The sequence below is a fragment of the Allobosea sp. GW821-FHT09G06 genome, assembly GCF_059416005.1.
This window is the reverse complement of the sequence record NZ_JBWKOI010000002.1, coordinates 814,509-834,122: the sequence shown is the minus strand read 5'-3', so window position 1 is coordinate 834,122 and position 19,614 is coordinate 814,509. Positions and strand designations below refer to the sequence as shown.

The window sequence follows — 19,614 nt, the reverse complement described above, 5'->3', positions numbered from 1 at the left end:
TTCGAAACCATGCCCCAGGCCAGACCCACCTCACGGCCCTTCCCGGCAGCCCAGCCCCTGCGGCGGGCGGACAGGGAGCCGAGTGTTTCCGCTCCGATCGTCGCGCCGGCTGACCCTATGGCCTATGCCGGCCACCGCATCGATCCCGACAGGCGGCGCGGGCGCGGCGCCACGATCAATCCGGGCGGACGCTACGAGACGGAGCAGCGCGTCACCGAGGATGACGGCTGGGGCTCGCTGGAGGAGCTGCCGCCGTTCTCGACCGAGATCGCCTATGAGAAGGCGCGCACCATCATCACGCGCAACGACTCGCCGGACATCTCCTTCGACCGTTCGATCAATCCTTATCGCGGCTGCGAGCATGGCTGCGTCTACTGCTTCGCCCGGCCGAGCCATGCCTATCTCGGCCTGTCGCCCGGGCTCGACTTCGAGAGCAAGCTGACGGCCAAGCCGGATGCGGCGGCGCTGCTGGAGAAGGAGCTCTCATCGCCCTCCTACCAGCCGCGCACCATCGCGATCGGCACCAATACCGATGCCTATCAGCCGATCGAGAAGAAGCTCCGGATCATGCGGCAGATCCTGGAGGTGCTGGCCAAGTTCAACCATCCCGTCGGCATCGTCACGAAATCGGCGCTGGTCCAGCGCGACATCGATATCCTCGCGCCGATGGCGGAAAAGGGGCTGGTCAAGGTCGCGCTCTCGGTGACGACGCTCGATCCCAAGACCGCACGCGGCATGGAACCGCGCGCCGCCTCCCCCGCCAAACGCCTCGAGACGATCCGCAAGCTCTCGGAGGCCGGCATCCCGGTCACGGTGCTGGTCGCGCCGATCATCCCGGCTATCAACGAGCACGAGATCGAGCGCATCCTCGATTCGGCCAAGGCGGCGGGCGCCCAGGAGGCCGGCTATGTCCTGCTCAGGCTGCCGCTCGAGGTCCGCGACATCGTGCAGGAATGGCTGCTGACGCATCATCCCGACAAGCTCCGGCATGTGATGTCGCTGATCCGCTCGACGCGCGGCGGCAAGGACTACGATTCGCAATGGGGCCAGCGCATGGTCGGCTCCGGCCCCTATGCCTGGATGATCGGGCGGCGCTTCGAGATGGCGGCCGAGCGCATCGGCTTCAATACAACCCGGCGCCGGCTGCGGACGGATCTCTTCGTGAAGCCGGAGAAGGAGAAGGCGCAGCTGAGCTTGTTTTGAGGCGCTGGGTCAGCCGTCATTCTCGGGCGCAGCGAAGCGCAGACCCGAGAATCTCCTTCACCAGATGGCTGCCGCAGATCAATCAACCGCAGGAACCCCTCTCCTGTAAGAATAGGGGTTGGGGTGAGGTGTAGGCCTCTCGACCAGTGAAGCGCTCGCCTTTCCGCTGCCGCGGTCAGGTCACAACCACAGTGTCCAACGGCCTACCCCTCACCCTGCCCTCTTCCTCCGGGAGAGGGTTCCCCGCGGTTCCAGCATCTATTGGGTCGGGTAAGAGCATGGCAGTGGAGCGCGCTCCCGCCGCTCTGGCCCAACGTCCCTGCCTGCTGCATAACCCCGCCATGCCCGCCGATTTCCACCGCGAGACCTCCGCCATCGCCAACGGCTTTTGGCCGCTCGCCGGGATCGACGAGGTCGGGCGCGGCCCGCTGGCCGGGCCGGTCGTTGCGGCGGCCGTGATCCTCGATCCCGCCCGGGTGCCTCACGGACTCGACGATTCGAAGAAGCTGCCGGCGGCGATTCGCGAGGAGCTCTTCGGGGAGATCATGGAGCGGGCGCTGGCCGTTTCCGTCGCCAGCGTGACGGCGGTCGAGATCGACGCCATCAATATCCGCCAAGCGACGCTGCTCGCGATGCGCCGGGCCGTGGCCGCGCTGCCGCTCGCGCCGCGGCATGTACTGGTCGATGGCAACGACCCGCCGCAATTCGATTGCTCCTGCGAGGCGATCATCCAAGGCGACGGGCAGGTCGCCTCGATCGCCGCGGCCTCGATCGTCGCCAAGGTGATGCGCGACCGGATGATGGCGCGGCTCTCGCAGCGCTATCCGGCCTATGGCTTCTCCGGCCATGTCGGCTATGGCACGCCGCAGCATCGCAAGGCGATCCTCGCGCACGGCCCCTGCCCCGAGCACCGCTATTCCTTCGCGCCGGTGAAAGGCGTCTGGTTCCGGTAGCCGGCGCATTTGTTCACGCGTCATTCTCGGGCGGAGCGCAGCGCAGACCCGGGAATCTCCGCCAGGAAGAGGCCCCGGAGCCTCGGTGCCAGAGATGCTCGGGGCACGCCGTAGCATGACGGCCAGCTCTGGCCGAAAGGGAAGCCGACCGCCCCGCCAACCTGCCGTAACGGCAGGTCCAGACGTTAACCGCCGTTTACGAATTTCCCTTGATTCCCAATAGGCTAGGCAAATTTTGCAGCCCCAGAATGGGACGCATTTTTTTCAAAGCGGAAACCCGACCTTTACCCTGTCTGACCAATATCGCCCTCGTTGAAGTTGCGTAACGGTCTTGGCGTCATGGGTATCTCGCGTACCGGGACCGCCAGTGCTCCCGTCCGGATTCAGGTTTCGCGTACCGGACGGCCTGCACTGGGGGCTCGGATGAAGGCCAAGGGCCTTCCCGAACAAATCGGCATCCCTCGGGAGCTGCCGCTGGATCAGGTCCTCGTCGGCGATTGCATCGCCGCGATGAACGCCCTGCCACCGGCGAGCGTCGACCTGATCTTCGCCGATCCTCCCTATAATCTCCAGCTCGGCGGCGATCTGCGCCGGCCCGACGACAGCCTCGTCGATGCCGTCGACGACGACTGGGACAAGTTCGCCTCCTTCTCCGATTACGACCGCTTCACCCGCGACTGGCTGTCGGCCGCGCGGCGCATCCTGAAGCCGGACGGGGCGCTGTGGGTGATCGGCAGCTATCACAACATCTTCCGCGTCGGCGCGACGCTGCAGGATCTCGGCTTCTGGATGCTGAACGACATCGTCTGGCGCAAGGCCAATCCGATGCCGAATTTCCGTGGCCGGCGCTTCACCAATGCGCATGAGACGCTGATCTGGGCGGCGCGGGGCGAAGCTTCCAAATACACCTTCCATTACGAAGCGCTGAAGGGCGGCAATGACGACCTGCAGATGCGCTCGGACTGGTATCTGCCGCTCTGCACCGGCGACGAACGCCTGAAGGACGAAAACGGCACCAAGGTTCATCCGACGCAGAAGCCGGAAGCCCTGCTCGCCCGCGTGCTGCTCTCGGCCTCGAATCCCGGCGACGTGATCCTCGATCCGTTCTTCGGCACGGGCACGACCGGCGCCGTCGCCAAGGCGCTGGGCCGCCGCTTCATCGGGCTCGAGCGCGATCCGGTTTATGCCAAGGCGGCGCGCGAGCGCATTGCCGCGGTGACGCCGCTGGCGCCGGAAGCCTTCTCGACCGCGCCCTCAAAGCGCAGCGAGCCTCGCGTGCCCTTCCTCAGCCTGGTCGAGGCCGGGCTGGTGAAGGCCGGCGAGACCGTCCATGACGAGAAGCGCCGCTACAAGGCCACCGTGCGCGCCGATGGCACGCTGCTGCTCGGCCCCGCGGTCGGCTCGATCCACAAGGTCGGCGCGCTGGCGCAGGGCCTGCCGGCCTGCAACGGCTGGACCTTCTGGCATGTCGAGCGAGAGGGTGGGCTGACCGTCCTTGACACCCTGCGTGGCGAGATCCGGGCGCAGATGGCCGCGGTCTGAGCCGCCGGGCGCAGGCGCCCGGCCCTTCCGTCATTCGTTCAGAGGATGCGCGCCCGCCGCCCGCGAGCGCATGCTCGCCCGTATGACATAGAGGGCGGCAGCATGGCGACGATCCTCAAGAACGGCTCCCGTGGCCCCGAGGTCAAGGCGCTCCAGGAAGCGCTGAACGCCAAGCTCAAACCGATACCCAAACTCGTGCCCGACGGACAGTTCGGCACCCTCACCCACAATGCGGTCCTCGCCTTCCAGCGCAAGAACTGGCTGGTCGAGGATGGCCAGGCGGGGCCGGCGACCCAGTCCTGCCTCTACGATACCGAGGCCTTCGCGCCGATCCTGCACAAGGTCCCCTTCATCGCGCAGCCGACCAACACGACCTGTTGGGCGACATCGACGGCGATGATGAAGAAATCGACCGTGCCGATCATCATCGCCAAGACGCCACCGGACATGATCGCCTCCGATGGCGGGCTGCTGAACTCCTCCGAAAGCGACCAGGCGATCGTCACCGGCCAGCGCTATGGCCGCGTCCACGGCCTGCGCTGCAATGCGCCGCAATCCTGGTCGGTCGAGCAGCTTCGGCAGGCGGTGTCGCGCGGGCCGTTGATGTTCGACATGCTCTGGCGCGTCGATGAATATACCGCCGGCCGCGGCAGTCCCGGCCATATGATCGTGATCGTCGGCATGCGCGGCGACGGCAATCCGGACGGCACCGGCACGACGCTGCGCATCCACGACCCCTGGCCGCCGAACCGCGGCAAGGTCTATTCGAAGGGCTATTTCAAATGGTCCGTCGAATTGCCGACGATGACCTATCGCGTCTTCGAGTTGTAGAGCCCGGCGCGCTCGACCACCTTCAGCATCAAGCTCGGCAACGGCTCGCCGGCGAGATCGGCGAGTCTGGTAAAGCGCATGCCTGCCGGGGCCTGCGTGCGCTCGGACACGCTGCCGGTGAACACGGTCAGTTCCAGCGGAAAATGCGTGAAGACATGGCGGACCGGCTCCGCAACCTGCGTCCAACGCAGTGGCAACGGCGCGTCCTGCGCCGCGCCGTCGAGTTCGTAATCGGCCCGCCATTCGCTGGTCGGCACCTCGGCCATGCCGCCGAGCAGGCCCTTGGCCGGCCGGGTGCGGAGCAGGATGGCGCCATCCTGCCGGGTGAGCACGAAGGCCGCGCCATAGCGCGTGACGCCGGCCTTCTTCTTCGCCTTGCACGGAAAGCTCTCCTGCGTTCCGGCGATCCGCGCCCGGCAGGGCTCGCGCCAGGGGCAGAGGCCGCAGGCCGGATTGCGCGGCGTGCAGATGGTGGCACCGAGATCCATCAACGCCTGAGCGAAATCACCCGGCCGGCCGTGCGGCAGCAGCGCCAGCACCTTCTCGCGAATCAAAGGCCGGGCGCCGGGCAGTTCATCCTCGATGGCGAAGAGCCGGCTCATGACGCGCTCGACATTGCCGTCGACCGCCGCCGCCGGCCGGTCGAAGGCGATCGCGGCAACCGCACCGGCCGTATAGGCGCCGATGCCCGGAAGAGCGCGCAAGCCCTCCTCCGTATCGGGAAAGCGGCCGCGATGGCCCTCCATCACCGCCTTGGCGCAGGCGTGGAGATTGCGGGCGCGGGAATAATAGCCGAGCCCGGCCCAGGCCTGCATGACATCCTCGGACGGCGCCTCGGCGAGAGCCTTCACCGTCGGGAAGCGGGTCATGAAGCGCTCGTAATAGGGCTTCACGGCCGTGACGGTTGTCTGCTGCAGCATGATCTCGGAGGCCCAGACCCGGTAGGGATCAGGCCGTTCGCCCGCGCTCGCACGCCAGGGCAGCGCCCGGCGATGACGGTCGTACCAGGCGAGAAGGTCGGCGGCGCGGGCCTCTGGGTTCATGAGGCCGATGTAGCCCGAGAGGCCGGCGATGCGGAAGGGCGGGGATCACCGAGCACCGTCCTAACGTCCGTGCGCTAAGCGTCCATTCCGGATGACGAAGCTCAGGAGGTTTGCATAGCCACGCGCATCATCGATCGCGCGATGCGTGTGCTCGACATCGCCGAGCCATTCGGTGGGATAATTCCCGACATCGCATTCCCAATGCCCCCGCCCCGTGCTGCCCGCGACCATGGACATCAGGCACAGAGGCGCATGAAAAAACAGGCGATCGGAGACCCATGGGCCTTCCAGCAGCGGGCGTCCGGTAAAGCGCCGCAGGCAAAAATCGAACCATGGCCCATCGAGGCTGACCGGGTGCGCGGCAAAGATCGGCTTGCCATCGAATGATCTCACCCAATCGACGAAACGTCCGACTACAGTGGCTGCGGGTTCGGCGTTGCTGGTGGCAGCTGCCCAGGCTTCCGGATGCCTCTGCCAAAAAGCCATGGTGCCGGGATCGCGACCTGCGCCGTCCAGCGGCTCCAGAACGGCCTCGAATTCACCGAGAATGCTGCCGCTGGCCGAGACGGCGACGGAGCCGAACGAGAGCATCGAGTTTGCACCGGGCGTCGGCCCGTCGAATTCGCAATCTGTGACGACGTAAAACGGTGCCATCGCAGTTCCCGCTGTCCTTCAAGCCTCTGAAACGGTCCTCTGTATAGAGCTTCGCCAACCCACCGCCAGCGGCGGCAAGCAACTTGCGGGCAGCCGGCCGCGCCCCCACAATGCAGCCATGTCCGCCAAACCTCTCGCAGAGCTGATCGACGACTGCATCGCGCCCGCGCTCGCCGCTCAGGGCTTCGCGGGGCGCGCCATCGTCTCGCTCTGGCCGGAGATCGTCGGCGAGCGGCTGGCGGCGCGCTCGCGGCCCCTCAAGATCGACTGGCCCCGGCGACGGCCGGCGCCGGGCGAGGCCTCCGAGCCGGCGACGATGGTGGTGCGGGTCGAGAGCGCCTTCGCGCTGGAGATGCAGCATCTCGGGCCATTGCTGGTCGAGCGCGTCAACACGCATCTCGGCTGGCGGGCCGTCGGCAAGCTCGTGCTCAAGCAGGGGCCGGTGGCGGCGCCCGTCGTTGCCAAGCCGGTGCCCAAGCTCGACAGCGAGACGGTGGCGCGCGTCGAGGCGCAGGTTTCGGGCGTCGTCGACGAGGGTCTGCGCGAGGCGCTGGCGAAGCTCGGCCGGGCCGTGGCATTGCGCGCGAAAACGCAAGGCGATGACACGGCTTCGTGAGCGGAGCGGTGCGCGGCACGATGCGCTCTTGCCACAATCGCGATGGCCTCTATAGCTCCAACCGATTTCGACCTTTCCGAGGATATCTCACGATGACGAACAGGCGACAGCTCCTGACCGGCGCAGCCGGCATCGCCGCTGCCGCGCTCGCCGGCGGCACCGCCGCGCGGGCCCAGACCAAGCTGCCCGATGCCGGCCCGCTGGGCGACGTCTGGCTCGGCTCCGCCGACGCCAAGGTCAGCATCGTCGAATATGCGTCGCTGACCTGCTCGCATTGCGCGACCTTCCATTCCGCGACCTGGCCGGAACTGAAGAAGAAGTACATCGACACCGGCAAGGTGCGCTTCAACCTGCGCGAGTTCCCGCTGGATCCGCTGGCCACCGCCGGCTTCATGCTGGCCCGCTGCAACGGCAACGACAAATATTACCCGATGACGGACCTGCTCTTCGCGCAGCAGCGCAACTGGGCCTTCACCGACAAGCCGGTCGATGCGCTCTCCGCGCTGGTGAAGCAGGCCGGTTTCACACAGGAATCGTTTGAAGCCTGCTTGAAACGCCAGGATATCTATGACGCCGTCACCGTGGTGAAGGATGGCGGGGCCAAGGCTGGCGTGGATTCGACGCCGACCTTTTTCATCAACGGGCAGAAGCGTTCCGGTGCGCTCACGATCGCCGAATTCGACAAGATCCTGGAGCCGCTCCTCGGCAATTGAGGCGGCGTGCGATGCACATTCCCTTCTCCCCTCGGGGGAGAAGGAGTCTGCGAAGCAGACGGATGAGGGCAGGCTCGCGCTGCCCTGCCCTTCCCTCATCCGACCCGGCTCCGCCGGGCCACCTTCTTCCCCGAGGGGAGAAGGAAGAAAGCTGGCGCGCCTATGCATCTGACGCGCCTCAAGCTCGCCGGCTTCAAGACCTTCGTCGAGCCGACGGAGTTCCGGATCGAGCCGGGGCTGACCGGCGTCGTCGGCCCCAATGGCTGCGGCAAGTCCAATCTCGTCGAAGCCCTGCGCTGGGTGATGGGCGAAAGCTCGTTCAAGAACATGCGCGGCTCGGGCATGGACGACGTCATCTTCGGCGGCTCGAACGAGCGCCCGGCCCGCAACATGGCCGAGGTCTCGCTCACCCTCGACAATAGCGACCGCAAGGCGCCGGCCGCCTTCAACGAAGCCGATGTGCTGGAGGTCACGCGCCGGATCGAGCGCGAGGAGGGCTCGACCTACCGCATCAACGGCAAGGAGGTGCGGGCCAAGGACGTGCAGCTCCTTTTCGCCGATGCGGCGACCGGCGCGCGCTCGCCGGCCCTCGTGCGGCAAGGGCAGATCAGCGAGATCATCTCGGCCAAGCCGCAATCGCGCCGGCGCATCCTGGAAGATGCCGCCGGCATCGCCGGCCTCCACAGTCGCCGCCATGAGGCCGAACTGCGCCTGCGCGGGGCCGAGGACAACCTGACCCGGCTGGAAGACGTGCTCGGCGAGATCGACGGGCAAATCGACGCCTTGCAGCGTCAGGCAAGGCAGGCCGGGCGCTATCGCAGCCTCGCTGCCGATATCCGCCGGGCCGAAGCGATTCTCGCCGTCATCGCCCTGCACGACGCCCGCGCCCAGGAGGCGCAGGCCGCGCATGTGCTGGAAGAAGCCGTGCGCGGCGTCGCCGATCAGACCGGACTTCAAGCCGAAGCCGCCAAGAGGCAGGCGATCGCCGCGCATGAATTGCCGGCGCTGCGCGAGGGCGAGGCGACCGCCGCTGCCGCGCTGGTCCGCCTGAAGCGCGGGCTCGACGAGCTCGAAGCCGAGAACAGGCGAGCCCGCCAGCGCGCCGAGGAACTCGGCAAGCGCCTCGCCGAATTGCAGGCCGACCTGTCGCGTCAGGAGACGATCGGCCGCGACGCGGCCGAGAGCCTCGCCCGACTGGCGGAGGAAGACGAAGCGCTCGCCCGGGAAGGCGATGGCGCCGGGTCAGGCGCCGAGACCGCAGCGGCGGCGCAGCGCGCGGCGGAAGCCGCACTTGCTGCAGCCGAAGCCGAGCAAGCCACTGCGCAGGCCGCGCTCTCCGATCTCGCCGCACGACGCGGCGCCCTGGAGCGCTCACTGCGCGAGGCGCGCGATCGACAGGATCGCGCCGGAGCCGAACGCGACAAGCTGCGCCGCGAGCTCGAAACCCTCGACGCATCCGATGCCAAAACGTTGCTCGACCGGCTACGCGAAACGCTGGCCGCCGCCGAGAAGGCGCTGAAGGCCACCGACGCCGACGTCGTCACCGCGCGCAATGCCGTCGCTTCGGCGCGCGAGCGCGAAGCCGGGCAGCGGGGGCCCCTTGCCGAAGCCGACCGCCGGGCGCAGCGCCTCGACACCGAGATCGGCACGCTGCGCAAGCTGCTCGCCCCGGCTGCGGGTGATCGCTGGCCGGCGGTGCTCGAAGCCGTCAGCGTCGCCAAGGGTTACGAGATCGCGCTCGGCGCCGCGCTCGGCGACGATCTCGACGCGTCGACCGAGGCGACCGCCCCTGCCCATTGGGACGATACCGGCGAAGGCGAGAGCGACCCCGCCCTGCCTGCGGGCGCCCAACCGCTGCTTGCCCATGTCAAGGCGCCGGCAGCGCTCCGGCGGCGGCTGGCGCAGATCGGCGTCGTCACCTCTGACGAGGGCGAGGCTCTGCGGCGCTCCCTGAAACAAGGTCAGATCCTCGTGTCGCAAGCGGGCGATCTCTGGCGCTGGGACGGTTTCACCAGCGCGGCTGACGCCCCCTCGCCTGCCGCGCGGCGGCTCTCCGAGAAGAATCGCCTTGCCGATCTCGAACGCGAGGCGAAAGCGGCCCGGGAGGCGGCTGAGGCTGCGCGCCGGGCTCTGGAGGCCGTGAGCGCCGAGGCGAGACAGGCCGCGCAGGCCGAAAGCGCCGCGATCGAGGCTGCAAAGCAGGCACGGCGCGGCGTCGACCAGGCCCGCGAGCAGTTGACCGTTGCCGAGCGCAAGGCGGCCGAAACGCTGGTCAAGCGCTCGACGCTCGCGGAAGCGGTCAAGCGCCTCGGCCAAGCCGTGTCGGAAGCTTCGCAGCAAGTCGCAGCGCAGAAGACAGGGCTTTCCGCCCTGCCCGCTTCCGCCGAACTGGAAAATACCCTGCTCAAGGCCCGCGTGCTGCTGGGCGAGGCCCGCGCCGCCGCCTCCGATGCGCGCGCTCGCGTCCAGACCCTGGCGCGGGAGGCCGACCTGCGCGCCCGCCGCCGCGAGGCCATCGCCGCCGACATCAAGGCGTGGAAACAGCGCACGGCTGCAAGCCTCCAGAGCGCCGAGGAGACGCGACGCCGAATCGACGCCGCCGGCGCCGAGCAGAAGGCGCTTCTCGAAGCGCCCGACACGTTCCTGACCGAGCGGCGGCGCCTCGTTGCCGAGATCGAGCAAGCCGAAGCCACGCGCCGGGACGCCGCTGACAAGCTGGCTTCAGGCGAGGCCGCGCTGGCCGAAGCCGACCGGCAGGCGCGCATCGCTCTAGAGGGTTTGTCGAGTGCCCGCGAGCGCCGTGCCTCGGCTGAAGCCCGACTGGAGGCCGCCCGCCAGCGCGTCGGTGACATCATCCGGCAGATCGAGGACGGGCTCGATACCGGGCTCGACGGTTTGCAGGCGATCGCCGGAATCAAACCGGGCGATGCGCTGCCCGAACCGGAAGCGATCGAGCGGCGGCTCGCCAACCTCAAGGGCGAGCGCGAGCGGCTCGGCGCCGTCAATCTGCGTGCCGAGGACGAATTGACCGAAGTGAAGGCCAAGCGCGAAGGCCTCTCCAGCGAGCGCGACGACCTGACCGAGGCGATCCGCCGTCTGCGACAAGCGATCGGCGCGCTCAATCGCGAGGGGCGCGAGCGGCTCATCGCTGCTTTCGACGTCGTCAACGGCCATTTCCAACGGTTGTTCGGCGTGCTCTTCGGCGGTGGCGAGGCGGAACTCAAGCTGGTGGATTCGGAAGACCCGCTCGATGCCGGCCTCGAAATTTTCGCCCGCCCGCCCGGCAAGAAGCCGCAGGTGATGACGCTGCTCTCCGGCGGCGAACAGGCGCTAACCGCGACCGCGCTGATCTTCGCGGTCTTCCTGACGAATCCCTCCCCGATCTGCGTGCTCGACGAGGTCGACGCCCCGCTCGACGACGCCAATGTCGAGCGCTATTGCGACCTGCTCGTCGACATGGCCCGCAATACCGAGACGCGCTTCATCCTGATCACGCACAATCCGATCACGATGGCCCGGATGGAACGGCTCTTCGGCGTGACCATGGCCGAGCGCGGGGTCAGCCAGATGGTGTCGGTCGACCTGGCAACGGCCGAGCGCATCCGCGACGCGGGATAAGCCGGCCTCGAGCGGTCCGGTCATCCCCAAAAACGTGGCCGTGAGCGGCCGCGGCCCGCTGAAAAAATGCCACATTCGGTCCCGCAATGCGGCAAGATTGTCGCACTTTGCCAGAATTTATAAATATTCCAATGCGTTAGACATTATCCACCTGCCTTGACAGCGCGGGGGGCTGCCAATAAAGGAGGCCGTGCTGACGACGGCTCGATGCGCGGGTTTGGTCGTGGTTATAGTGGTTTTTCGCCGGATCGCGGCGTAAACGCGATCAAGACGGAGACCAAGACCATGTCCGAACCCGACCCAAACGCCTCAGACTCGGAGTTGCGCGCAAGACTGGGTTCCCTGAAGTCCGCGATCCAGCGGGCGGAAGAGAACGAAAAGCCGGGCGCGAGCCCGGTTGGAGAGGACAAGGCCCTTGCGGGCGCGATGTCCTCAGGCTTTCGCGCCGCGACGGATCTTGCAGGCGGTGTCATCGCGGGTGCCCTGATCGGGTATCTCGGCGACCGGTGGCTGGGAACGTCCCCGTTCCTGCTGATCGCCTTCCTGGTGATCGGAACCATCGCGGGTTTCAGGGCCGTCTACCGGCTCGGTTCGCGTCCGACCTCCGGGTCGAAGGGCGGTCCGAAGGCGAATTGATCGAAAGGCGGCCGTCCGGGCCGCGCGACGAGGAACGAGACAATGGCGGCCGGCGGCGGAATCGATCCGATCCACCAATTCCACATCACGAATCTCGTTGAGCTGAAGCCGCTCGGCATCAATCTCTCCTTCACGAACACCTCGCTGTGGATGGTGATCGTGCTCGCCGTCGTCTCGGCGCTGATGATCTACGGCTCGAGCCAGCGTGCGGTCGTTCCCGGCCGCCTGCAGTCGCTCGCCGAGATGATCTACGAATTCGTCGCCTCCACGCTGACAGGCGTGATGGGCAAGGAAGGCATGAAGTTCTTCCCCTTCGTGTTCTCGCTGTTCATGTTCGTGCTGGCCAGCAACATGCTGGGCATGATCCCCGGCTCGTTCACCGTCACCAGCCAGATCATCGTCACCGCCGCCTTCGCCGTGCTCGTCATCTCGGTCGTGCTGGTCTACGGCATCGTGAAGCATGGCAGCCATTTCTTCGGCCTGTTCGTGCCGTCGGGCGTGCCCGGCTGGCTCCTGCCCTTCATGGTGCTGATCGAGGCCGTTTCGTTCCTGTCGCGCCCGGTTTCGCTGTCGCTTCGCCTGTTCGGCAACATGCTGGCCGGCCACATCGCCCTCAAGGTCTTCGGCGGCTTCGTCGTCGCGCTGCTCGGCTCGGGCGCCGTGCTGAGCTATGCCATCGCGCCGCTGCCGCTGCTGCTGGCGGTTGCGCTGACCGCGCTCGAATTCCTCGTCGCTTTCCTGCAGGCCTATGTCTTCGCGATCCTGACCTGCGTCTATCTCAACGACGCGCTGCACCCCGGCCACTGAGGCTAAGGGCAGCGCTCGCGAGAGTTCATCCCACCCCGTTAAAACCTTCCACACTGGAGATAAGACCATGGATCCTGTTGCAGCCAAGTTCATCGGCGCCGGCCTCGCCTCGCTCGGCATGGGCCTCGCCGCCATCGGCGTCGGCACCATCTTCGGCAACTTCCTCTCGGGCGCCCTGCGCAACCCGTCGGCGGCTGACGGCCAGTTCCCGCGCGCCTTCATCGGCGCGGCGCTCGCCGAAGGTCTGGGCATCTTCGCGTTCGTCGTCGCGCTCGTCCTGCTCTTCGTGGTCTGACGCTTTCGTCGACTGCTTTCTCGTCGCGCGTTCGGGCCATCCGGCCAAACGCGCGACGGTTTCCTATCTTTAAGCGCTGAAAGGCACGCCATGCCGGTTCGATCTTCAGGGTTCGTGCGAAAAGGATGGCCGGTGGCTGTCGCCTCGTTCGCCACTCTGCTGGCGGGTGCGGCGCAGGCTGCCACTCCGGGCCTGACCGGCGAGAAGGCCTCCTTCCCGCCCTTCGACCCCGCGCATTTCGCCAGCAACCTGTTCTGGCTCGCGATCACCTTTGGTGCGCTGTACTGGCTGATGTCCAAGGTCGCGCTGCCGCGCCTCGGCTCCATCCTGGAAGAGCGCGCCGACACGATCGGCCGCGACCTCGACCAGGCCACCGAGATGCAGGCGAAGGCCGAGGATATGGCGCAGGCCTATGAGAAGGCTCTCGCCGAGGCCCGCAAGAACGCCCAGGGCATCGCCCAGACGGCGCGCGAAGCCGGCGCCAAGGCGAGCGACGCCCAGCGTCACGCCACCGAGGCCGAGCTTGCCGCCAAGATGGCGCAGGCCGAGGCGACCATCGCCAAGACCAAGACCAAGGCGATGGGCAATGTCCGCGATCTCGGCAGCGACATCGCCACCGCGATCGTCACCAAGCTGACCGGTCAGGCTCCCAGCGCCAGCGAGGCGTCGGCGGCTGTCGACCAGGCCCTGACGCGCGGCTGAGGAGAGTTCAGATGGATACTTTCTGGGTCGGCGTCGCCCTCGTCATCTTCCTGGCCATCCTGGTCAAGTTCGGCGTGCCGGGCGCGATCGTGAAGGCGCTCGACGCGCGCGGCGAGAAGGTCGCGCAGGAGCTGGCGGAAGCCCGCCGCCTGCGTCAGGAGGCCGAGAAGCTGCTCGCCGAGTACGATGCCAAGCGCAAGGCCGCCGAGGCCGAGGCCGCCGAGATCGTCTCCTCCGCCAATGACGAGGCCAAGCGCCTCGCGGCGGAAGCCGAGGCCAAGCTCGCCGATTTCGTCGCCCGCCGGACCAAGGCGGCCGAGGAGAAGATCGCCCAGGCCGAAAGCCAGGCCGAGGCCGAGGTTCGCGCCGCCGCTGCGGAGGCTGCCACCCAGGCCGCCGCGACCATCCTGCGCGGCCAGATGGCCGGCAAGGCTGGCGAAGCCGCCTTCGCCGCCGGGCTGAACGAGGTCAAGGCCAAGCTCAACTGAGCCGGAGCCGATTGCTCGATATGATCACGCCGCGCCCGCAAGGACGCGGCGTTTTTCTTTGCCGCTCTCCCGCCGGATTCCTGATCCGAACTGTCACGACCGCAATCACCCGGCACCCGTTGATGCGGGCGGAACACAACGTCATCCCGGACTCAGCGAAGCGGAGATCCGGGATCCATCATAGAGTTCCGGAGCCCTTCGATGGATCCCGGGGCAAGCCCGGGATGACGGAGTGGTTCCGAGCACTAGCCTGCAAGCCTGATCGCGTATTTGGAAGCTACGGAGTTTGGGGATGATCGGTCGTCTTGTCCGCCTACTCGCTATCGCGCTCCTACCGCTTGCCTTGGCGGCAACTCCTGCGAACGCCTTCGAGAGGGTGAGCTTTCCATCGCGCGACTCGGCTGACCTCGTGGGCTGGCTGGCGCGCCCGGCGGGAGCAGGCCCCTTCCCCGTCGTCGTCGGTCTGCACGGCTGCGCCGGGCTCTACGCCCGCTCGGGCGAGATCAATGCCCGCGAAAGCGACTGGTCGCAGCGGCTGACCAGCGCAGGCTATGCCGTGCTGCTTGTCGACAGCTTCGGACCGCGCGGCATCAAGGCGCTCTGCAACGAGCGCGAACGCTCGCTGACGCCGGCCGGCCGCGCCCGCGATGCCTTCGCCGCTATCGACTGGCTGGAGAAACAGGGCTTCGCCCTAAAGCAGCGCATCGCCCTGATCGGCTGGTCGAATGGCGGCTCGACGGCCTTGCGCGTCGCGGGCGCTCCCGAAGCCAGGCGCCTGCGCCATGTCATTGCCTTCTACCCCGGCTGCCGCGTCATCCTGAAGCGCGGCTGGCGGGCGCAGACCGATACCGCGATCTTCCAGGGACTGGCCGATGACTGGACGCCGGCGGCCCCGTGCGAGGAGCTGGCCCGCAGCGGCGGGGCACGCTTCGTCGGCTTCCCCGGCGCCTATCACGATTTCGACCATCCGAACCTGCCACTGCGCGAGCGCAAGGCAGCCTATTCGCAGCGGCCCGATGGCCTGGTCACCATCGGCAGCGATCCGAAGGCGCGTGCCGAAGCCATCGACGCCGTGATGGCGATCCTGAAGCGGCCCTGACGGTTCTCAGTTGCTGGCGGTCGCCGTCGCGGCCGGCGGATTGCCCGAAGCCGTCATCGGCGTCGCTGCAGGCCGTGCCGGTGGCACGACCGCCGCCTTGGGCTTGGGCTTCCGCGGCTGGATCGTGGAGGTGACGATGCCCTGCGGCGTGTCGAGCCCGTAGATGTCGTCGCGGAACTGGACCTGCCCGTCAGCACCCTGCCAACCGGTGAGATAAACCCAGGCGACGGGAACCTGCTTCTTCAGCGTGATGTTCTTGCGCTCGCCCTTGGCGATCTCGTCCTCGATCGACTGGCGGTTCCATTCCGTGCCTTCGAGCAGCCAGGTTCCGAGGTCGCGGACGCCCTCGATGCGGGCACAGCCGGAGGAATTGAAGCGGATATCGTTGCGGAACAGCGTCTTCTTCGGCGTGTCGTGCATGTAGACCGCATCGCTGTTGGGCATGTCGATCTTCATCTGGCCGAGCGAGTTGGTCGGCCCCGGCTCCTGGCGCACGTAGAAATAGGGGTTCTTCAGCGTCGCCCAGTTGACGCTGGCCGGGTCGATTTCCTTGTTCTCGGCGCCGAGCAGCTTCATGTTCGACTTGGCGATGAAGCTCGGGTCCTTGCGCATATGCGGGATGATGTCGGCTTTCACGATCGACATCGGCACCGTCCAGTACGGGTTCAGGTTGACCGAGGAGATATTGGCCTGGATCACCGGCGAGGGCCGGTCCGGCCGGCCGACGATGGCGAGATGGCGCTGCGCGACCCTGCCGTTCTCGACCGCCTCGACGCTGGCGCCGGGGATGTTCACCACGACATAGCGATTGGCGAAGTTGAAGCCGTTGCCCTTGAGGCGCTCCAGCGTCGCGGTGAGCTGGTTCAGACGCGATTCGACCGGCGTGTTCATCGCCTTCAGGGTCAGGCGCCCGACGGTGCCGAGATCCGACAGGCCGTGCCGGCGCTGGAAGCGCTTCACCGCCTCGACCACGTTCGCGTCATAGACGTCGCCGACCACCGCCTCGGGCGCGAGATCGCCGCTGGCGAGCAGGCGCTGCTTCAGCACGACGACATCCGGCCCTTGCGAATCCGGCTTCAGGGATGTGGCGCTCGCCGGCACCTTGGGCCAGCCGCCGCGATTGGCGACGTCCTCATGCGCGATCAGCGCCTCGAGCGTGCGGTCATAGGTGTTGGGGCCATAGCTCGGCTCGTTGGCACGCACGAGCGCCGTCGAGGCCAGCAGAGCAGCGGCCGCAATGGCGAGGATGGAGGGACGCGCAGACATGAAAACCCCCGGGCCGCACAGAGCGGCACCGGGGGATCATTCCGCGACATGGTCAAGGAATGCTTAAGAAGCTGCCAGCGCCCTTCACCATGCTGACGAATGTCGTCAGCATGGCCGAAAACGCTTTACTCGGCGGCCTTGGCGGGAGCGGGCTTCTCCCATTTCAGGACCGGCGAACGGGCGGCGCGGGTCTCGTCGAGGCGACGGATCGGAGCGTGATGCGGGGCGCTGGTGAAGCGCTCCTTGTCGTTGCCCTTGGCCGCGATGGCGAGGTCGCGCAGCGTCGCGATGAAGAGATCGAGCGCCGCCTTCGATTCCGACTCGGTCGGCTCGATCAGCATGGCGCCATGAACGACGAGCGGGAAATAGACCGTCATCGGATGGTAGCCCTCGTCGATCATCGCCTTGGCGAAATCGAGCGTCGAAACACCCGAGCCCTTCAGCCATTCATCGTCGAACAGCACCTCGTGCATCGACGGATGGTCCGGGAAGGGCAGCGACATCAGGTCGGCCAGGCCGGCGCGGATGTAGTTCGCGTTCAGCACCGCGTCCTCCGACGCCTGGCGCATGCCGTCCGAGCCGTGGCTCAGCATGTAGGCGAGTGCGCGAACGTACATGCCCATCTGGCCGTGGAAGGCGGTCATGCGGCCGAAGGGCTGGTTGCCCGCTGGGGCTTCGCCGCGGGACTCGATCAGATGCGGCTTGCCGTTCTCGACATGGATGAAGGGCACCGGCGCGAAGGGCGCCAGACGCTCGGACAGCACCACCGGGCCGGCACCGGGACCGCCGCCGCCATGGGGCGTCGAGAAGGTCTTGTGCAGGTTGATGTGCATGGCGTCGACGCCGAGATCACCCGGACGGGCCTTGCCGACGATCGCGTTGAAGTTGGCGCCGTCGCAGTAGAAATAGGCGCCGGCCTCATGCATCGCCGCGGCGATTTCGACGATCTGCGGCTCGAAGATGCCGCAGGTGTTCGGGTTGGTCAGCATGATCGCGGCGATGTCCGGCCCGAGCAGGGCCTTGACGTCCTCGACCGCGACGGTGCCGTCCGGACGGGCCGGAACCGCCTTCACCGAGAAGCCGATCAGGGCTGCGGTGGCCGGGTTGGTGCCATGGGCCGATTCGGGGACGAGCACGACATTGCGGGTCGCACCCTCGCCCTTGGCGGCGATCGCGGCCTTGATCGCCATCATGCCGCAGGCCTCGCCATGGGCGCCGGCCTTCGGAGAGAGGGCCACCGCCGGCATGCCGGTCAGCGTCATCAGGTAGCGGGCAAGCTCCAGCATCAGGTCGAGCGCGCCGGGCACGCTCGAGAGCGGCTGGAGCGGATGAACGTCGGAGAAGCCCGGCAGCCGCGCCACCTTCTCGTTGAGGCGGGCATTGTGCTTCATCGTGCAGGAGCCGAGCGGGAAGAGCCCGGTATCGATGCCGTAGTTCTTCTGGCTGAGGCGCACGAAGTGACGCATCGTCTCGGGCTCGGAGAGGCCGGGCAGGCCGATCTCGCCCTGGCGGGCATGCTTGCCGAGGCGCGACTTGAACGGCGCCGGCTTGTCGATATCGACGCCGGTCGCCTCATGATGGCCGATCTCGAAGATCAGCGGCTCGACCTGCTGGAGAGCCTTGTTGCCGGTGAAAGTGGCGTGCTCGGCATGAGCGGCCTCGCCGGCCTGGGTGGGACGTCCCTGACGGTTCAGCATCACAGCACCTCCACGAGCGCCGCCACGAGGGCCGCCCGATCTTCATCGGTATTCACCTCGGTCGAGGCGATGATCAGCAGGTCGTCGAGCCCGGCCTTGGGCAGGAGCCGCGAGACGGGGACGCCGGCCAGGATGCCCTTGGCGGCGAGCACCTCGACGACCTCGGCGGCGGGCTTCTTCAGCTTCACGGTAAACTCGTTGAAGAAGCTGTCGTTGAGCACGGTCACGCCCTCGACGCCGGCCAGCAGGTCGGCGACCTTCACGGCATTGGCGTGGTTCACCTCGGCGAGGCGGGCAAGGCCGGTCTGGCCGAGCAGCGTCATGTGGATGGTAAAAGCCAGCACGCAGAGGCCGGAATTGGTGCAGATGTTCGAGGTCGCCTTGTCGCGACGGATATGCTGCTCGCGGGTCGAGAGCGTCAGCACGAAACCGCGCTGGCCGGTCGAATCGACCGTCTCGCCGCAGAGCCGGCCCGGCATCTGGCGGATGTACTTCGACTTGGCGGCGAAGAGGCCGACATAGGGACCGCCGAAATTCAGGGCGTTGCCGATCGACTGGCCCTCGCCGACGACGATGTCGGCGTCCTGGGCGCCCGGAGGCACCACGGCGCCGAGCGAGACGACCTCGGTGAAGACCGCGATCAGCAGGGCGCCATGGGCATGGGCTTTCTCGGCGATCGGCTTGAGGTCGCGCAGGTTGCCGAAGACGTCCGGCGACTGGACGACGACGCAGGAGGTGCTGTCATCGATCTGGGAGAGGATGTCCTCATTGGCGGATACGTCGGGCTTTAGCGCCACGACCTCGTCACTCGCCATCTCGGATAGGGTCTCGACGACCGCGGTGTAGTGCGGGTGCAGGCCACCGGAGAGCACCGCCTTGCGGCGCTTGGTGACGCGATGCGCCATCAGCACGGCTTCGCCCGTGCCGGTCGAGCCGTCATACATCGAGGCGTTGGCGACCTCCATGCCGGTCAGCGCGGCGACCTGGGTCTGGAACTCGAAGAGATATTGCAGCGTGCCCTGCGCGATCTCGGGCTGGTAGGGCGTGTAGCTGGTCAGGAATTCCGAGCGCTGGATCAGGTGATCCACCGTCGCCGGGACATGGTGCTTGTAGGCGCCGGCGCCGACGAAGAAGGGCACCGCGGAGGCGGCGGTGTTCTTGCCCGCCATCTTGCCGAGGATGCGCTCGACCTCGAGCTCGCCCTTGGCGCGGGGCAGGTCGACCGGGGCCTTCAGCAGCTTGCCGGCCGGCACGTCACTGAACAGCGCGTCGACATCGGAGACGCCGATCCGCGCGAGCATGTCCTCGCGGTCGGTATCGGTGAGCGGGAGATAGCGCATGGGGTGATTCCGTTTCGGGGTGTCATCCCGTGCGCGCTGCGGCATGGAATGCCGCGGCGCAGACACGGGATCGTGCGACGGGAAGGCGCCTTATCCTGATGACGGTCCCGC

Annotated in this window: 18 protein-coding genes; 13 read left to right on the top strand and 5 right to left on the bottom strand. The window is 67.3% G+C overall.

Annotated features, from left to right (window positions below; genetic code table 11):
* Positions 1–117: 117 nt before the first annotated feature.
* From AC07NY_RS14110 to AC07NY_RS14095, 4 genes are all read left to right on the top strand, one after another.
* Positions 118–1,203: a PA0069 family radical SAM protein gene (locus AC07NY_RS14110; RefSeq protein ID WP_492284241.1), complete on the top strand. Its 1,086-nt coding sequence runs from the start codon at positions 118–120 to the stop codon at positions 1,201–1,203.
* Positions 1,204–1,544: 341 nt separating this feature from the next.
* Positions 1,545–2,156, top strand: coding sequence for a ribonuclease HII (rnhB, locus tag AC07NY_RS14105; protein ID WP_492284748.1), 612 nt, complete (start codon positions 1,545–1,547; stop codon positions 2,154–2,156).
* A 339-nt stretch (positions 2,157–2,495) separates the two neighbouring features.
* Complete coding sequence (locus AC07NY_RS14100; RefSeq protein ID WP_494584349.1) at positions 2,496–3,698, top strand: site-specific DNA-methyltransferase; 1,203 nt, start codon at positions 2,496–2,498, stop codon at positions 3,696–3,698.
* 102 nt (positions 3,699–3,800) lie between these two features.
* Complete coding sequence (locus tag AC07NY_RS14095; protein ID WP_492284243.1) at positions 3,801–4,529, top strand: papain-like cysteine protease family protein; 729 nt, start codon at positions 3,801–3,803, stop codon at positions 4,527–4,529.
* On the opposite strand, the gene mutY is transcribed toward AC07NY_RS14095, so the two are convergent.
* Positions 4,508–5,572 (bottom strand): A/G-specific adenine glycosylase, encoded by a 1,065-nt coding sequence (gene mutY, locus AC07NY_RS14090; protein WP_494584348.1) that lies wholly within the window; start codon positions 5,570–5,572, stop codon positions 4,508–4,510. The genes AC07NY_RS14095 and mutY overlap by 22 nt on opposite strands.
* A 60-nt stretch (positions 5,573–5,632) precedes the next feature.
* Positions 5,633–6,226, bottom strand: a complete 594-nt coding sequence (locus AC07NY_RS14085; protein ID WP_494584347.1) for a DNA polymerase III subunit epsilon — start codon at positions 6,224–6,226, stop codon at positions 5,633–5,635.
* Between the two features lie 118 nt (positions 6,227–6,344).
* On the opposite strand from AC07NY_RS14085, the gene AC07NY_RS14080 reads away from it, so the two are divergent.
* The 9 genes from AC07NY_RS14080 to AC07NY_RS14040 all read left to right on the top strand — a co-directional run bounded on the left by AC07NY_RS14080 (position 6,345) and on the right by AC07NY_RS14040 (position 15,200).
* On the top strand, positions 6,345–6,842 hold the full coding sequence (locus AC07NY_RS14080; protein WP_494584346.1) for a DUF721 domain-containing protein: 498 nt from the start codon (positions 6,345–6,347) through the stop codon (positions 6,840–6,842).
* Between the two features lie 92 nt (positions 6,843–6,934).
* Positions 6,935–7,555, top strand: a complete 621-nt coding sequence (locus AC07NY_RS14075) for a DsbA family protein (RefSeq protein ID WP_494584345.1) — start codon at positions 6,935–6,937, stop codon at positions 7,553–7,555.
* 162 nt (positions 7,556–7,717) lie between these two features.
* Positions 7,718–11,173 carry a chromosome segregation protein SMC gene (gene smc / locus AC07NY_RS14070; RefSeq protein WP_494584344.1) on the top strand — a complete coding sequence of 1,152 codons (3,456 nt, stop codon included), beginning with the start codon at positions 7,718–7,720 and terminating at the stop codon, positions 11,171–11,173.
* Between the two features lie 285 nt (positions 11,174–11,458).
* Positions 11,459–11,809, top strand: coding sequence for an AtpZ/AtpI family protein (locus AC07NY_RS14065; protein ID WP_336809738.1), 351 nt, complete (start codon positions 11,459–11,461; stop codon positions 11,807–11,809).
* Between the two features lie 42 nt (positions 11,810–11,851).
* A complete protein-coding gene (locus AC07NY_RS14060) occupies positions 11,852–12,616 on the top strand; it encodes a F0F1 ATP synthase subunit A (RefSeq protein WP_492284249.1) in 765 nt (254 codons plus the stop codon).
* 67 nt (positions 12,617–12,683) lie between these two features.
* Complete coding sequence (locus tag AC07NY_RS14055; RefSeq protein WP_038360954.1) at positions 12,684–12,911, top strand: F0F1 ATP synthase subunit C; 228 nt, start codon at positions 12,684–12,686, stop codon at positions 12,909–12,911.
* A 132-nt stretch (positions 12,912–13,043) separates the two neighbouring features.
* The gene (locus tag AC07NY_RS14050; RefSeq protein ID WP_494584343.1) at positions 13,044–13,613 is read left to right on the top strand and encodes a F0F1 ATP synthase subunit B family protein; all 570 of its coding nucleotides are present in this window, start codon (positions 13,044–13,046) and stop codon (positions 13,611–13,613) included.
* Positions 13,614–13,624: 11 nt separating this feature from the next.
* On the top strand, positions 13,625–14,101 hold the full coding sequence (locus AC07NY_RS14045) for a F0F1 ATP synthase subunit B family protein (protein WP_492284251.1): 477 nt from the start codon (positions 13,625–13,627) through the stop codon (positions 14,099–14,101).
* A 376-nt stretch (positions 14,102–14,477) separates the two neighbouring features.
* Positions 14,478–15,200, top strand: a complete 723-nt coding sequence (locus tag AC07NY_RS14040; protein ID WP_494584342.1) for a dienelactone hydrolase family protein — start codon at positions 14,478–14,480, stop codon at positions 15,198–15,200.
* Between the two features lie 6 nt (positions 15,201–15,206).
* Here AC07NY_RS14040 and AC07NY_RS14035 read toward each other — a convergent pair whose 3' ends face one another.
* From AC07NY_RS14035 to gcvPA, 3 genes are all read right to left on the bottom strand, one after another.
* Positions 15,207–16,466, bottom strand: coding sequence for a L,D-transpeptidase family protein (locus AC07NY_RS14035; RefSeq protein WP_494584341.1), 1,260 nt, complete (start codon positions 16,464–16,466; stop codon positions 15,207–15,209).
* A gap of 125 nt (positions 16,467–16,591) precedes the next feature.
* Positions 16,592–18,163 carry an aminomethyl-transferring glycine dehydrogenase subunit GcvPB gene (gene gcvPB / locus AC07NY_RS14030; RefSeq protein ID WP_494584340.1) on the bottom strand — a complete coding sequence of 524 codons (1,572 nt, stop codon included), beginning with the start codon at positions 18,161–18,163 and terminating at the stop codon, positions 16,592–16,594.
* A complete protein-coding gene (gcvPA, locus tag AC07NY_RS14025) occupies positions 18,163–19,503 on the bottom strand; it encodes an aminomethyl-transferring glycine dehydrogenase subunit GcvPA (RefSeq protein ID WP_494584339.1) in 1,341 nt (446 codons plus the stop codon). The genes gcvPB and gcvPA overlap by 1 nt, the downstream gene beginning before the upstream one ends.
* Between the last annotated feature and the right edge of the window lie 111 nt (positions 19,504–19,614).